At 60.9% G+C, this 11,116-nt stretch carries 13 protein-coding genes; 8 read left to right on the forward strand and 5 right to left on the reverse strand.

The features are described 5' to 3' along the window. Positions 1–3: 3 nt before the first annotated feature. Positions 4–969, reverse strand: coding sequence for a GGDEF domain-containing response regulator (locus VMP31_RS20660; RefSeq protein WP_325509584.1), 966 nt, complete (start codon positions 967–969; stop codon positions 4–6). 151 nt (positions 970–1,120) lie between these two features. Between VMP31_RS20660 and VMP31_RS20665 the strand changes: the two genes are divergently transcribed. Both VMP31_RS20665 and VMP31_RS20670 read left to right on the forward strand, forming a co-directional pair. Beyond that, on the forward strand, positions 1,121–1,600 hold the full coding sequence (locus tag VMP31_RS20665) for a YajQ family cyclic di-GMP-binding protein (RefSeq protein WP_325509585.1): 480 nt from the start codon (positions 1,121–1,123) through the stop codon (positions 1,598–1,600). 114 nt (positions 1,601–1,714) lie between these two features. Continuing rightward, a complete protein-coding gene (locus VMP31_RS20670; RefSeq protein ID WP_325509586.1) occupies positions 1,715–2,542 on the forward strand; it encodes a mechanosensitive ion channel family protein in 828 nt (275 codons plus the stop codon). A 41-nt stretch (positions 2,543–2,583) separates the two neighbouring features. Here the strand turns inward: VMP31_RS20670 and VMP31_RS20675 are convergent, their stop codons facing one another. The 3 genes from VMP31_RS20675 to VMP31_RS20685 form a co-directional block, all read right to left on the reverse strand. Beyond that, positions 2,584–3,258: a lipopolysaccharide kinase InaA family protein gene (locus VMP31_RS20675; RefSeq protein ID WP_325509587.1), complete on the reverse strand. Its 675-nt coding sequence runs from the start codon at positions 3,256–3,258 to the stop codon at positions 2,584–2,586. An 86-nt stretch (positions 3,259–3,344) separates the two neighbouring features. Continuing rightward, a complete protein-coding gene (locus tag VMP31_RS20680) occupies positions 3,345–4,904 on the reverse strand; it encodes an AmpG family muropeptide MFS transporter (protein ID WP_325509588.1) in 1,560 nt (519 codons plus the stop codon). A 43-nt stretch (positions 4,905–4,947) separates the two neighbouring features. Further along, a complete protein-coding gene (locus VMP31_RS20685; RefSeq protein ID WP_325509589.1) occupies positions 4,948–5,340 on the reverse strand; it encodes an MGMT family protein in 393 nt (130 codons plus the stop codon). On the opposite strand from VMP31_RS20685, the gene VMP31_RS20690 reads away from it, so the two are divergent. Then, positions 5,339–6,337: a DUF481 domain-containing protein gene (locus VMP31_RS20690; protein WP_325509590.1), complete on the forward strand. Its 999-nt coding sequence runs from the start codon at positions 5,339–5,341 to the stop codon at positions 6,335–6,337. The two genes, VMP31_RS20685 and VMP31_RS20690, sit on opposite strands and share 2 nt — an antisense overlap. A gap of 109 nt (positions 6,338–6,446) precedes the next feature. Next, a complete protein-coding gene (locus VMP31_RS20695; RefSeq protein WP_325509591.1) occupies positions 6,447–7,451 on the forward strand; it encodes a DUF481 domain-containing protein in 1,005 nt (334 codons plus the stop codon). A gap of 195 nt (positions 7,452–7,646) precedes the next feature. Here VMP31_RS20695 and VMP31_RS20700 read toward each other — a convergent pair whose 3' ends face one another. Further along, positions 7,647–8,405, reverse strand: coding sequence for an SDR family oxidoreductase (locus VMP31_RS20700; RefSeq protein ID WP_325509592.1), 759 nt, complete (start codon positions 8,403–8,405; stop codon positions 7,647–7,649). Positions 8,406–8,494: 89 nt separating this feature from the next. Here VMP31_RS20700 and VMP31_RS20705 point away from each other — a divergent pair, with 89 nt between their 5' ends. From VMP31_RS20705 to groEL, 4 genes are all read left to right on the forward strand, one after another. Further along, on the forward strand, positions 8,495–9,226 hold the full coding sequence (locus VMP31_RS20705) for a HugZ family protein (RefSeq protein WP_325509593.1): 732 nt from the start codon (positions 8,495–8,497) through the stop codon (positions 9,224–9,226). A gap of 63 nt (positions 9,227–9,289) precedes the next feature. After that, positions 9,290–9,739: an FxsA family protein gene (locus tag VMP31_RS20710; RefSeq protein ID WP_325509594.1), complete on the forward strand. Its 450-nt coding sequence runs from the start codon at positions 9,290–9,292 to the stop codon at positions 9,737–9,739. A gap of 224 nt (positions 9,740–9,963) precedes the next feature. Beyond that, complete coding sequence (locus VMP31_RS20715; RefSeq protein ID WP_325509595.1) at positions 9,964–10,257, forward strand: co-chaperone GroES; 294 nt, start codon at positions 9,964–9,966, stop codon at positions 10,255–10,257. 59 nt (positions 10,258–10,316) lie between these two features. Beyond that, on the forward strand, positions 10,317–11,116 hold an 800-nt coding region (gene groEL, locus VMP31_RS20720; protein ID WP_325509596.1), incomplete at its 3' end, for a chaperonin GroEL.

Here is an 11,116-nt window from a genome sequence, read left to right on the forward strand (position 1 = left end):
CGTCTAGCGTGGCAGGGGCAGGCGCTGGGCGGTGACCAGGCCGCTGCTGTAGGAGTCCGGCAGCAGCTCGGCGGCATGCTCCTGCAGGGCCTGGGGCGTGCAGGGCAGGCCTTTGCTGTCGAGGCCGATCAGGCTGATGCCGGCCTTGAGGCTGATAAAGCCTTCGCTGGTTTTGAAGGCCTTGAGGTTGATGCCTTCGTGCAGGCGCTTGAAGCTGCTGGGCGAGCACTCGTGGAGGTCTTCGAGCATGGCGATCAGGCCGAAGTGCATCTCGTCCAGGCGCACCAGGATGTCCAGGGGCCGCACCAGCTGTTGCAGGCGGCGGGCGACGCCGCTGAGCAGTTCGTTATAGAAGCGCTCACCGTGTTGCTGGCGCAGGTCGTGGACATCCTGCAGGCCGATCATCAGGTAACACAGGGCACCACCGCGGGACTCCACCTGGCGCAGGCTGTCGAGCATCCTCTGCTGCAGGTAGCGGTGATTGCCCAGGCCGGTCAGTGGGTCGACCAGGTTGCGCTGCTCCAGGCTGGCGATATTGCCCGTGAGCAGACGATTTTCCTGGAGCAGACGTTGCAGGGTGTTGCACAGGCGGTCGGCGGCGAACACCCGTGGCACCAGCTGCTCGCTCATGGCCGCCTTGTTGATAAAGTCATCCACGCCGCTGTCGAAGGCTTCGCCCAGGACGTTTTCGCCTTCCTTGCCGGTGAGCAGGATGATGTAGGTGTAGTGATGGGTCATTTCATCGAACTGGCGCACCTGTTCGGTCAGCTCCAGACCATTTATCTCCGGCATCAGCCAGTCGGCCAGCAACACACTGGCGGGGCGCTGCTCCAGCAGGCGGATGGCTTCGGCGGCGCTGCTGGCGAAGCGCAGGTCCTGATAGCCCGCCTGGGTCAGGGCACGGCCAATCACCGCGCTGGAAAACTTGGCATCGTCCACGACCAGAATGCTGAGATGGGGGTTGGGCATTGGCAGGCTCGCTGGAGGGGATTCGCGTAGACCCGGTACATCGCCGGGCAGTGTTTGTCGCTACCGCTATATAATGGCCGGGTTTTTTTACCGTCAAGCCAGGCGCGTCCCGTTCGTGATGCAGGGCGCGCCGTCTATCTGGAGTAAGACCATGCCCTCGTTCGACGTGGTGTCCGAGTTGGACAAACATGAAGTTACCAACGCTATCGACAGCGCCATCAAAGAGTTGGACCGTCGTTATGACCTGCGCGGTAAAGGAAGCTTTGAACTGAAAGAGCTGACTGTCAACCTGACAGCCGATGCGGATTTTCAGTTGGAGCAGATGGTTGAGATTCTCAAGCTCTGCCTGGTAAAGCGCAAGATCGATGTGCAATGCCTGGAGTTCAAGGATGCTTACCCCTCGGGCAAGAGCGTCAAGCAGGAAGTGATTCTGCGCGAAGGTATCGAAAAGGAGCTGGCGAAGAAGATCGTCGCCCATATCAAGGACAGCAAACTCAAGGTGCAGGCCGCGATTCAGGGCGAGCAGGTGCGTATTACCGGCAAGAAACGCGATGACCTGCAGGAGGCGATTGCAGCCCTGCGCACCAAGGATTTCGGCATGCCGCTGCAGTACAACAATTTCCGTGATTGAAACGCGGAGCTTGAGCTTTCTGGCGTTGCAGGCGTCGCACGGCCTGTAATCGCAATAAAACCGCCACGGCTCGCTGTGGCGGTTTGTTTTCAGCAGTGCAGAAAGGAGTAACAGATGGAAATGAACGTCGAACAACTGGTGAAGATGTCCGAGACCTGGTTGCCGGTCATGATGCAGTACGCCGGGCAGTTGACCCTGGCAATTATTACCCTGCTGATCGGCTGGTGTCTGATCAATGGCCTGATCGGCAAGGTCGCTGCACTGATGCAGCGGCGCAATGTCGACCGCGCCCTGCACAGCTTTATCGCCAGCCTGGCTGGGATCATCCTCAAGGTGCTGCTGCTAGTCAGCGTGGCGTCGATGATCGGTGTGGAGACCACCTCCTTTATCGCCGTGATTGGTGCCGCCGGCTTGGCCATTGGCCTGGCGTTGCAGGGCAGCCTGGGAAACTTTGCCGGCGGCGTGCTGATCATGCTGTTCCGCCCCTTTCGCGCTGGCGACTGGATCGAGGCTCAGGGCGTATCGGGCAGTGTCGACAGTATCCAGATCTTCCACACCACCCTGAAAACCGCGGACAACAAGGTGGTGATAGTGCCCAACGGCAGCCTATCCAACGGCCATATCACCAACTACTCCCGCGAGCCAAAGCGCCGCGCCGATATCAACCTGGGTATCGACTACTCCAGCGATATCCAGCTGGCCCGGGAAGTGCTGCTGAAGATTGCCGAAGACCCGCGGGTGCACCGCGACCCCGAGCCTGTGGTGTTTGTCACCGGGCTGGGTGACAGTGCGGTCAACCTGTCGTTGCGGGTCTGGGTGGCGACCCCGGATTTCTGGCCGGTGACCTTCGGTTTCACCGAACTGGCCAAGGAGCGCCTGACCGAAGCCGGTATCGGCATCCCCTTCCCGCAGCGGGTGGTGCACCTGGTGCAGCCCAGCTAACCGGCCTCTGGTGGCACCGCGGCCAGCCCGTGGTGCCACCGCTAGGCTGAGAGGCCTTTGACTGCGCGGCCGAAGCTGGCCTGGTAGTGATCCAGTAACGTTTCCCAGTCCGCCTGGCTCCAGGGTGAGTGGCGTCGCAGTTGCTGCAGATCGTGGCGGGCGGCCTGGGTCGGACACAGGCGTCTGCGGGATTTTTCCAGGTCCAGCAGAGCGACTTCGGCCTGCCCGCTGTCGCTGATCTTGACGAAGATGTGCTTGGCATACAGGCAGCCATGCTGCCAGCGCGCCTTGTGCAGGCGTGCGAGGTTTTCTGCGATCAGTTGTAGCAGGCGCTGGTGGGCGGGTTCGCCATGGCGCTCGCGGCCTTGGGCGAGGTACCAGTCACTGATCGGCTGGTAGCCTTCCAGAGCCGCGGTCACCAGTAGGCCGCGCCAGCCTTGGCGGTTGTGCTCGGTGGCGCAGTAGATGATTTCCGGAACTGTTACACCCGCTTTGCGTGCCCCCAGCAGCGCATCTCGCTCACGCAGCACGGTAGGTCGGCCAAAGGGGTGCAGCAGGCTGCGGTGGATATGCCCGGTCTGGCGCTTGGCATAGAGCAGTGCGTCGTCCTTCCAGATACGTTGGACGCCGCTCTGGCCACCGCGGCGGTCGTTGGGCGCTTCCACCCATTCGCCCTGCAGTTGCCACCAGGTTTCGAGGCTGCCAGGGACAGGCATTGAAACTGCATCTGCTGTCATGTTCCGCTCCACTCTCTAGAAGCGTCAGCTGCGGCATGCCCGTGCCGATTACGAAGCGCTGCGCTTCAGTTGTTATTGGTTGTTATATGTTCCGCTGTGGTAGCCGGCGCATCGCCGTTGGCCTGGGGACGCTCGCGACGCCATTGCAGGACGATCAGGATCAGGGTCGGCACGCCCAGCAGGGCGGTGACGATAAAGAATTGTTCATAGCCGAACTTTTCCACCATTACCCCGGAATAGCCACCGATCATACGCGGCAGTAGCAGCATGATCGAGCTCAGCAGCGCGTACTGGGTGGCGGAGAACTTCAGGTTGGTCAGGCTCGACAGATAGGCGACGAACGCGGCGGTGGCCAGGCCGGCACTGAAATTGTCGGCAGAGATAGTGAGAATCAGCATCTGCAGGTCCGCCCCCATGCTGACCAGCAGCATAAACAGCAGGTTGGTTGCCGCCGAGGCCGCGCCACCGATAAACAGGATCGGCAGTATGCCAAAGCGCACGATCAGCAGGCCGCCGATGCCCGCGCCGAGCAGGGTCATCACCAGGCCGAACAGCTTGCTGACGCTGGCGATCTGGTCCTTGGTAAAGCCCTGATCGATATAGAACACGTTGGCCATCACCCCCATCACCGTGTCGGACATACGGTAGGTGGCGATCAGCCCCAGCAGCAGGAAGGCCTGCCAGCGGTAACGCAGGATAAAGTCGTTGACCGGGGTCAGCACCGGTGCCAGGCCGCGGCGGCCCATGGTGGACAGGCACAGGCTGGTGAGAATGGTGTAGAGCAGGGCGCGGAGGAAGGCGCGGTCTTCCAGCAGCAGGTCGAGCATGCTCGCTTCGCCGTTGATCACGCTGGCGAAATCGGTGTGGTAGAGCTGGGTGAACATCGCCGGCACGGAGATCAACAGGACGATTAGCACCAAAACAGAGGCAATCTGGTGGCTAAAGCCATAGCGGGCGGCGGCCAGTTGGGTGCGCAGCGGCACATCCGGCTCGCTCATCCACAGGCTGGTGAGCAGGCCGGGCAGCATCATCAGGGCAAACAGCAGGTAGGTCCCGGCCCAGGCCCCGTGCTGATAGAGCAGGGCGGTGGAGCCAAAGCCTTCGGCGAAATACAGTGCGCCGGCGGTAGCCAGCAGAGCGGCGACGCGGTAACCGGCCATATAGCTGGCGGCCAGGGCGGCCTGGCGGCTGTCGTCGACGATTTCCAGGCGATAGGCATCGACGGCGATGTCCTGGGTGGCCGAGGCGAACGCCACCAGCACGGCCAGGGAGATCAGCCAGGTCAGATGGGTTTGTGGGTCGCAGAGGGCCATGCCGCCCAGGCCGATGGCGATCAGGATCTGCGACAGCACCAGCCAGGAGCGCCGGCGGCCCAGCTTGCCCAGCAGCGGCAGACGCCACTGGTCTAGCAGCGGCGACCAGACCCATTTGAAGGCATACGCGAGGCCGATCAGGCTGGCGAAGCCAATGGTGTCGCGAGCCACGCCGGCTTCGCGCAACCACACCGAGAGGGTCGAGAACACCAGCATATAGGGTAGGCCGGCGGCGAACCCTAGAAGCAGCAGCACCAATGTTGAGGGGCTGGAGTAGGCAGCAATGGCATCGCGCCAGCTTTTACGGGGCATTGAAGGGGTATCAGCCTGAGGTTGACCTAATAAAGGGCGCACTCTAACCGCTGTGCTCCATTGGGCGCCAGCCGTACTGTCGGATATCCACCCTATCGTTATGGCTAAATATGCCTTCGGCCTGGAGTCGGGCCCGCTGCTCGTTACCCGAGGGGGTGCCGGCCGCCAGGCTGAGCCGGCCACCTGCGGCTATCACCCTATGCCAGGGCAGCGTCGTGCCCTCCGGCAACTGGCTCAGGGTGCGCCCCACCCAGCGTGCCGCGCGGCCCAGGCCGGCCAGTTCGGCCAGCTGTCCGTAACTCACCACGCAGCCTGCTGGCACCTGCGCCAGCACCAGGTAGAGGGCCTCGCGGCGTTCGGCCTGGCTTGCTGGAGGCGGCCTCGGCGCGTCATGCTGCGAGGTATTTTTCGCTGATCTATTCGGTACTTTCGCCATGTCGCTACGCATCCTGCTGCTCTCGGTTCTTCTTGGCTGGGCCATGCCCCTGTGGGCCGACACGGTCTGGCTGAACAATGGTGACCGCCTGAGCGGCGAGATTCTGTTGCTGGACGGCGGCAAGCTGGCCCTGAAAACCCGCTACGCCGGTCAGGTGCTGATCGACTGGAAGGATATCGACACCCTGAGCTCGGAAAAACCCCTGCTGATCCGCCGCAATGGCTTCGACAGCGAGCGCAGCCAGCAACTGGAGGCGGCCGGCAAGGGCATGGTGCGGGTGGTCAATGCGACCAGTCAGACCGTGCCGCTGGCCAGTATCAAACGCCTGATCCCACCGCGCCCGGTGCTGCAGGACCGCATAGGGGAGGGCAATCTGGACGCCAAGCTAGATATGAAGCGCGACGACAATATAACCGACGAGTGGAAGCTCAAGGGCAATACTCGCATGGAGCACGGTCGCTGGCGGCATGGGCTGCGGGGCGAGCTGGAGCGCAAGGTCAAGGATGAGGTGAAAACCGCTGACAACTGGCAGCTGGAGTACGACCTCGACCGTTTTATCAGCGATAACTGGTTCTGGCGGGCCGGTGCGGAGCAGAACGAGGACGAGTTTTCCTTCGTGACCCGGCAGCGCTCGCTCGGCACCGGACCGGGCTATCGCTTCTGGGATAACGAGCTGGGGCGCTTCGACATGATCGGCCAGTTCAACCGCATGCAGCTGCAGACTAGCGAGGGAGAGCTGAGCTTTTCGACCTATTCCCTGGAGTGGGATTACAAACGCCTGTTGTGGGGTACGCGTCTGGAGTTCTTCAGCAATGCCGAGCTGCAGATCCCCGACATTGAGCAGATCGACTATGTGCTCGATAGCGAGGTGGGCCTGCGTTATCGCCTCAATAGCTGGGCGCGGCTATCCCTGCTTTACGAACTCGATCAGGTGCGCGGTCTGGGGCGCACCAGCAGTGAGCGGCATTACCTGCTCGGCGTCGGTGTCGGCTGGTAAACAATTACGGCTGAACTCGGAGTGATCCTGTCGGTCAGTACTTGTTCTGCCGCCGCGCTTGAGGATAATGCCGGCCTCCGCTCACCCTAGATATTGCAAATTACCCCCTATGTTTTCCAAGACCCTGCTATGCCTGGCCCTTTCTGTGGCTGCCACCTCCGCCCTGGCGGATACCGTCTGGCTGAAGAACGGCGACCGCCTAACCGGCAAGATCAAGTTCTACGACGGTGGCAAGCTGTTGCTGCAAACCGAATACGGCGGTGCCATCGCCTTGGACTGGAGCAAGATCGCCACCCTGGAAAGTGATCAGGAGCTGTTGATCAAGGAAAATGCCGTGGCCGGCGAACGCACCAAGTCCTTGCGCCCCGCCGAGCCGGGCAAGGTGGTGCTGGCCAATGGTGGCGAGCCCAAGACCATCGAACTGGCGAGTATCCAGCAGATCCTCAAGCCCAAGCCGCTGGTTGAGGACCTGACCATCAAGGGCAATCTCGATGCTTCCCTGGATTACAAACGGGCCGAGCGCGATACCGACGACTACGATGTCGACCTCAAGACCCAGGCGCGGCACGGTCTGTGGCGGCATAACGCGGAAGCGGGCTACAACCGCGAGTTTCAGGATGACGTGGTCACCACCGACAACTGGAGTGCCGAATACGCACTTGACCGCTTCCTGACTGAGAAGTGGTTCTGGCAAGGGCGCTTCGAGTACAAGCGCGACATGGTCGAGGAGCTTGCGCGCCAGCGTACCGTGGGTACCGGTCCGGGTTATCAGTTCTGGGATAACGAGCTGGGTGCCTTCTCCGTAGTCAGTCTGCTCAACCGCACTGACTACGAATACAGCAATGGCGAAAACGACAACTTCTACGCCGCGAGTCTGAAGTGGGATTACAACCGCTATCTGGTCGGCAAGAGTGTCGAGCTGTTCAGCGATGGCGAGGTGGGTAAGCCGTTGGACAACGTTGCGGATTACACCCTGGATGCGACCGTGGGGCTGCGTTACAAGCTGACCGATTGGGCCTCGCTGAATATGAAGGCCGAGAAGGACCTGGTCAGCGGTGCAGAAGGCGAGCTGGATGAAACCCATTACAGTCTGGGGTTTGGTGTCGGCTGGTAAGTGTTTGGCCGTCGATCTGCTGCGCGTCGGCCCTGCTGCGTTAAAAACAGGCTCGGAATGCTCATGTACAAAAGTACACTCCGCTTCCTCGCCTGTTTTTGCCTTGCAGGTCTCTAGCTCGCTAGATCTTGAAAAATTAAAAGCAAAAAAAGCCCCGCATTGCGGGGCTTTTTATTTTCAGCAGATCAGTGCGAATTACAACCGCAGGCCGCCGTCCAGCTCCAGAATCCGACCGGTGTAGTAGTCGTTTTCTAGGATATAGGCCACCGAGTGAGCGATCTCGGCAGGCTTGCCCATACGGCGCAGCGGGATGACCGAGGTCATGCGCTCCAGCGCTTCGGGCTTCATGCTGGCAACCATTTCGGTTTCGATAAAGCCCGGTGCGACGCCAGCAACACGGATGCCGTAACGCGCCAGCTCTTTGGCCCAGACCACGGTGTCAGCCGCTACCCCGGCCTTGGCCGCGGAGTAGTTGGCCTGGCCGATATTGCCGGCACGGGAGATCGAGGAGATGTTGATGATTGCGCCTTCACTCTTCAGCTCGATCATCTTCGCCGCCACTTCGCGGGTGCAGAGGAACACGCCGGTCAGGTTGACGTCGATCACCGACTGCCACTGAGCCAGGCTCAGTTTGGTGATTTCGCCGTCCTTGACCTTGATGGTCAGGCCGTCACGCAGGATCCCGGCGTTGTTGACCAGGCCGTTGATCGCGCCGAAGTCTTCGGCAATCTGCGCCACGGTCTGGGTCACTTGCTCTTCATTGGCGACGTTGCACAGGTAGGCGCGGGCTTCCACGCCCAAGGCCTTGCAAGCGGCGACCGCTTCGTCGAGTTTTTCCTGGTTCAGGTCGACCAGCGCCAGCTTGACGCCTTTTTCTGCCAGGTATTCGGCCATGGCGCGGCCAAGACCCTGGCAGCCGCCGGTGATGATGATGACTTTGTCTTTGAGTTGCATCGCTTATCCCCTCAAGTGGTGTCGTGTAACCTTGCTGGCCTGGTAATAGCCTGTCCGTTAATGACGGATTCTATGCAAGGAGTCAGATTGTGAGCGTGAAAGCCGGCAAGCATGCCCGAGAATTGCTGCTCAAGGAATACCGGGGCGTGCTCAGCACCCATTCCAAGGCTATGCCGGGTTTCCCTTTCGGATCAGTGGTGCCCTATTGCCTGGATGCCCAGGGCTGGCCGCTGATCCTGATCAGCCGTATCGCTCAGCACACCCATAATCTCAAGCAGGACGGTAAATGCTCGCTGCTGGTGGGCGAGCGCGGAGCCGAGGACGTGCAGGCGGTCGGCCGTCTTACTTTGCTCGCACACGCGCGACAATTGCATGACGAGGCGCAGATCGACGCGGCGGCGGCGCGCTATTACCGCTATTTCCCGGATTCGCAGAACTATCACCGTGTACATGATTTTGACTTCTGGCACCTTGAGCCGGTGCGTTGGCGCTATATCGGCGGTTTTGGCGCGATTCACTGGCTGGATCAGGTGGCCTTGGCCAATCCCTTTGCCGGCGACAGTGAAGTCGATATGCTCGCGCACATGAACCGCGATCATGCCGCCGCCATCGGCCATTATGTCGAACTGGCGAGGTTGCCCCAGCATGCCCCGGCCGAGCTGGTTGGTATCGACAGCGAGGGCTTTCATCTGCGCATCGGTCAGGGCCTGCACTGGCTGCGGTTTCCAACATCCTGTAACAGTCCGCTGGAGGTGCGCCAGGCCTTGGTAGCACTGGCCCGCGCTGAGGTCTGGCCGACCGACGGTCAGGCTTCAGCTTGAATTCAGCCTAACGCCCCATACTTCTGTCTCATAGGAAGCTGATCTTCCGTTAAGGAACCTTTGATGCGTGCTTTTCTGTTTCTGTTTTTGCTGTTTCCAATCATCGAGCTTGCCCTGCTGATTCAGGTCGGTAGCGCCATCGGCGTGCTGCCCACTCTGTTGCTGGTGATTGGCACTGCCATCCTTGGCAGCATCCTGCTACGGGTCGCCGGGGTGGCCACCGCGTGGCGCGCCCGCGAGCGACTGGCCCGTGGCGAGCTGCCCGAGCAGGAAATGCTTGAAGGTCTGCTGATTGCCGTCGGTGGCGGCCTGCTGCTGCTGCCGGGCTTTATCAGCGACATCTTCGGCGTGTTCTGTCTGATTCCCTTTACTCGCCGTCTGCTGGTCAACAAGCTGCGCCTGCGTGCGGCCGAACAGGCCATGCGTCAGCGCGCCTTTTTCGACGACCAGGCCGCGCGCTCCGGGCAAGTTCGCCCCAATGTGCTGGAAGGCGAATACGAACGCCGCGACTGATTTGCGGCTCGTGAAAAAGGTCTTCGCACGATAAAAATTTCACCCCCAGCCCTTGAAATCCCCCCGCACGCCCTTATGTAGCGGTCACCGCAAGGTTTTCTGTCGTTTCGGCAGATCAGACTTCAGCGTTGTGCCTGGCACGGCGCTACCGGCTCCGCCGGATTTTGCTAACCCGCCGGTGAACGCACCGGCCGCTGTAAACCACCTATTGGGAGAGATCGACAATGAAGCTTCGTCCTCTGCATGACCGCGTCGTAATCCGTCGCAGCGAAGAAGAAAAGAAAACCGCTGGTGGCATCGTGCTGCCAGGTTCCGCTGCCGAGAAAGCCAACAGCGGTGAAATCCTCGCTGTCGGTACCGGCCGCGTGCTGGACAACGGTGAAGTACGTGCCCTGGCCGTTAAAGTCGGCGACAAAGTGGTGTTTGGCCCTTACTCCGGCAGCAACACTGTCAAAGTTGACGGCGAAGACCTGCTGGTAATGAGCGAGAACGAAATTCTCGCTGTAGTTGAAGGTTGATTTCAGCGTCCCGTCGCTACGAATTCCGCTCTATTTGAACGAATCAAGGAATAACCATCATGGCTGCTAAAGAAGTTAAATTCGGCGATTCCGCCCGCAAGAAAATGCTTACTGGTGTCAACGTTCTGGCTGACGCAGTAAAAGCCACCCTCGGCCCGAAAGGCCGTAACGTGATCATCGAGAAGAGCTACGGCGCTCCGACCATCACCAAGGACGGCGTTTCCGTTGCCAAAGAAATCGAGCTGAAAGATCGCTTCGAGAACATGGGCGCGCAGCTGGTTAAAGACGTTGCTTCCCGTGCTAACGATGACGCTGGCGACGGCACCACCACCGCCACCGTTCTGGCTCAAGCCATCGTCAACGAAGGCCTGAAAGCCGTCGCTGCCGGCATGAACCCGATGGACCTGAAGCGCGGCATCGACCAGGCCGTGCGGGCCGTCGTCGCCGACATCCGCGCCGTCTCGCGCCCGGTCAGCGGGTCGGACGAGGTCGCGATGGTCGGCTCGATCTCGGCGAATGGCGAGAAGGAGATCGGACGCCAGATCGCCGACGCCATGCAGAAGGTCGGCAACGAGGGCGTCATCACGGTCGAGGAGAACAAGGGCCTCGAGACCGAGACCGAGGTCGTCGAGGGCATGCAGTTCGACCGCGGCTATCTCTCGCCCTACTTCATCACCAACGCCGACAAGATGGTGGCGGAGCTCGAGGATGTCCTGATCCTGCTGCACGAGAAGAAGCTCTCGTCGCTGCAGCCGATGGTGCCGCTGCTCGAGTCGGTGATCCAGTCGGGCAAGCCGCTGCTGATCGTCGCCGAGGACGTCGAGGGCGAGGCCCTTGCCACGCTGGTCATCAACAAGCT

This window comes from Pseudomonas sp., from assembly GCF_035512415.1.
GTDB lineage: Bacteria > Pseudomonadota > Gammaproteobacteria > Pseudomonadales > Pseudomonadaceae > Aquipseudomonas.

Bases quoted from the DNA above. Each gene is read 5' to 3' on its own strand.
- VMP31_RS20660 (WP_325509584.1), bottom strand. From the start codon at position 969: ATGCCCAACCCCCATCTCAGCATTCTGGTCGTGGACGATGCCAAGTTT.
- VMP31_RS20665 (WP_325509585.1), top strand. From the start codon at position 1,121: ATGCCCTCGTTCGACGTGGTGTCCGAGTTGGACAAACATGAAGTTACC.
- VMP31_RS20670 (WP_325509586.1), top strand. From the start codon at position 1,715: ATGGAAATGAACGTCGAACAACTGGTGAAGATGTCCGAGACCTGGTTG.
- VMP31_RS20675 (WP_325509587.1), bottom strand. From the start codon at position 3,258: ATGCCTGTCCCTGGCAGCCTCGAAACCTGGTGGCAACTGCAGGGCGAA.
- VMP31_RS20680 (WP_325509588.1), bottom strand. From the start codon at position 4,904: ATGCCCCGTAAAAGCTGGCGCGATGCCATTGCTGCCTACTCCAGCCCC.
- VMP31_RS20690 (WP_325509590.1), top strand. From the start codon at position 5,339: ATGTCGCTACGCATCCTGCTGCTCTCGGTTCTTCTTGGCTGGGCCATG.
- VMP31_RS20685 (WP_325509589.1), bottom strand. From the start codon at position 5,340: ATGGCGAAAGTACCGAATAGATCAGCGAAAAATACCTCGCAGCATGAC.
- VMP31_RS20695 (WP_325509591.1), top strand. From the start codon at position 6,447: ATGTTTTCCAAGACCCTGCTATGCCTGGCCCTTTCTGTGGCTGCCACC.
- VMP31_RS20700 (WP_325509592.1), bottom strand. From the start codon at position 8,405: ATGCAACTCAAAGACAAAGTCATCATCATCACCGGCGGCTGCCAGGGT.
- VMP31_RS20710 (WP_325509594.1), top strand. From the start codon at position 9,290: ATGCGTGCTTTTCTGTTTCTGTTTTTGCTGTTTCCAATCATCGAGCTT.
- VMP31_RS20715 (WP_325509595.1), top strand. From the start codon at position 9,964: ATGAAGCTTCGTCCTCTGCATGACCGCGTCGTAATCCGTCGCAGCGAA.